The organism is Brachybacterium sp. GCM10030268 (genome assembly GCF_042666305.1).
Classification (GTDB): Bacteria; Actinomycetota; Actinomycetes; order Actinomycetales; family Dermabacteraceae; genus Brachybacterium.
Genome location: NZ_JBHTCW010000022.1, coordinates 1 through 2735, shown reverse-complemented (window position 1 = coordinate 2735; position 2735 = coordinate 1). Strand labels below are relative to the sequence as shown.

General features: G+C 63.5%; 2 pseudogenes. One reads left to right on the top strand and one right to left on the bottom strand.

What is annotated here, in order from left to right:
- Positions 1-104: 104 nt before the first annotated feature.
- Positions 105-920: pseudogene (bioB, locus tag ACFQRD_RS16625) on the top strand (biotin synthase BioB); the annotation flags it as partial.
- Positions 921-1264: 344 nt separating this feature from the next.
- Here the strand turns inward: bioB and ACFQRD_RS16620 are convergent.
- Positions 1265-2428: pseudogene (locus tag ACFQRD_RS16620) on the bottom strand (IS3 family transposase).
- Positions 2429-2735: the final 307 nt, after the last annotated feature.

Below are 2735 nucleotides of genomic sequence, written 5' to 3'. Positions count from 1 at the left end.
TCGCCACCCGCTACGACAAACACGCCATCACCTACCGCGCCAGCGTCGTCCTCTGCGCCGTCATCGCCTGGCTACGCAAATAGGAGACATGCCCTAGTGCTCCCATTATGAAGTACAGCTGGTTGAAGCCCGAAGAGGCCGTGCGCCAGGCAGAGGCAGGCATCGCCGGCGGGGCCGCGCGCGTGTGCCTGGTGGCAAGCGGCCGTGGCCCGATGAGCCGCGACGTCGAGCGTGTCTCCGGCATCGCTTCCGAGCTCAAAGAGCAAAACCCCGACGTCGAAATTTGCGCGTGCCTTGGCCTACTGAAGGCCGGGCAGGCCGAGCGTCTCGCTGAGGCAGGCGTCGATGCGTACAACCACAACATCAACACCGCGGAGTCGTTCCACGACGAAATCGTGACGACGCACAGCTACCAAGATCGTGTTGGCACGATCCTCAAGGCGAAACAGGCAGGCATTTCCCCGTGCAGCGGACTGATCGTCGGAATGGGAGAGTCCAACGAGCAAATCATCGAAGCCCTCTTCGCTCTACGCGAGCTGGAATCGGATTCCATTCCGATCAACTTCTTGGTTCCCTTCGACGGAACTCCGATGGAAGGCCGCTGGGACCTGACCCCAGCGCAATGCCTGAGGATCGTCGCGCTTGCGCGACTCATCTGCCCCAGCAAAGAGATTCGCTTGGCCGGCGGCCGTGAGATTCACCTGCGGAGCCTGCAGGGGCTGGCCCTCCACGTCGCCAACTCGATTTTCCTGGGCGACTATTTGACCGCCGAAGGCCAGGCCGCGGCCGCTGACCTCGAACTGATCCGAGACAACGGTTTTGTGATTGAGAGAGAGGAGCAACAACTCACGGACGCGCCGGTTCACCACACGAAAGCGCGACAGCGCGGGGCAGGGACGGTCGTACTGCCAAATGCCTGAGCACACCCAATGCACATGCTCATCGAAGAACTCACGGTCAGATGCTCCTGCGTGCGCGACGCTTGAGCGACGGGGCAGACGCCCTTCACGAGAGTGTCAGGTCGCCGAGCGGATATGGGCAACGAGGAGATCTGGAGTGATCGCGAGGTGATGCGTGCGCGATCTTTCGTTTGCGGTCAGACGCCCGACTCATCGACCTGGCCAGTTTCCTCCACACCGGCGCTGGGAGGCGACTGGCTCGCCCTGACGGGGGTCTGACGACCCCACGCATCGATCCCTAGACGCACACGCAATGCGAGACAGGCAGAGTTCGGGACTGATGCGCGATCAGGTGTCAGCTGGGGTTAGGCCGCCAGACTGACGGTCGGGTTCATGATGGCCTCGTATTCGATGGGGGTCAATCGACCCAGGCGGGCCTGCCGGCGACGGCGGTGGTAGGGCCGCTCGATCCAGGTGATGATCGCAATCCGGAGCTCCTCGCGGGTGCGCCAACGACGTCGATCCAGCACGTTTTTCTGGAGCAGCGCGAAGAAGGATTCCATAAACGCGTTTTCACCGGCGGCACCGACCTTCCCCATCGACCCCACGACGTGGTGATGGTTCAGAGCATGCACGAACTTCCGTGACCGAAACTGGGACCCGCGGTCCGAGTGGACGATGCACCCGGCGACGCCACCCCGTCTGGATACGGCGCTGGCCAGAGCATTCACTGCAAGACGGGCCTTCATACGGGAGTCGATCGAGTACCCCACGATCCGGCCAGAAAAGGCGTCCTTGAGGGCGCAGAGATAGAGCTTGCCCTCATCGGTCCAGTGCTCGGTGATGTCCGTGGGCCAGAGTTCATTGACATCATCAGCGGAGAAGTCCCGTTGCACGAGGTCGTCGTGGACGGGAGGTCCCGGTCGTTTTCCGTTCTTCCCGCGTTTCTTGCCAAACACGGACCACCACCGATTGTCCCGGCAGATCCGCCATGCGGTCCGCTCACACATGTGCTGGCCAGCGGCCTCCGCTTCGCCGGCGAGGAAGCGGCAACCGAACTCGGGATCGTCCCGGTGGGCGTCGAACAGGGCATTGGCTCGATAGGCCTCGACCAGCTCGGACTCGGTGACCTGCTGTTTCCGCCAGCGGTAGTACGGCTGGCGGGAGAGCTTCAGGACCCGCAGGGACACCGCGACGGGGATCCCGTCGCCGGCGAGCTCGTTCACGAGCGGGTAGAGGATTCTCCCGGCAGGTTTGCCTGGGAGAGGTAGGCGGCCGCGCGGCGCAGGACCTCGTTCTCCTGCTCGAGGAGGCGGTTGCGGCGACAGAGAACCGAAGTTCTGTCGGTTCCTCACGGGTCTTGCCGGGCCGGGCCCCGTCTTCGACGCCGGCTTGGCGCATCCAGTTCGTCAGGCAGGACTCGGAGATTCCGAAGTCCTTCGCAATCACGGCGAGCTTCTGGCCAGGTTCACGGTTCCTCGCGACGCGGACGACGTCGTCCCGGAACTCCTGGGGTAGGGAGCAGGCACGATGCACGTCCTTCCCTGCAACGCTCCTCAGCGCCGCAGATCACGTGACGCCTACCCGCGCATCAGTCCCTACCAGCGCCCCCAGACATGAACCCCCCGGGCACGACAGCCCGACCCATCCCACGCCACCACAGCAGCGAACCCACACAAGAAAACTGAGCCGCGCCACCGTTCGTAAACGATGACGCGACTCAGGAAAGGGCGGTAGCGGCGGTGTCTGGGTGCACGACATCGTTGACAGATTCTACCGGCGGGTTTGGTGGTGATCGTTGACGGGTCAGTCGGGACATCGTTGACAAGGGCGGTG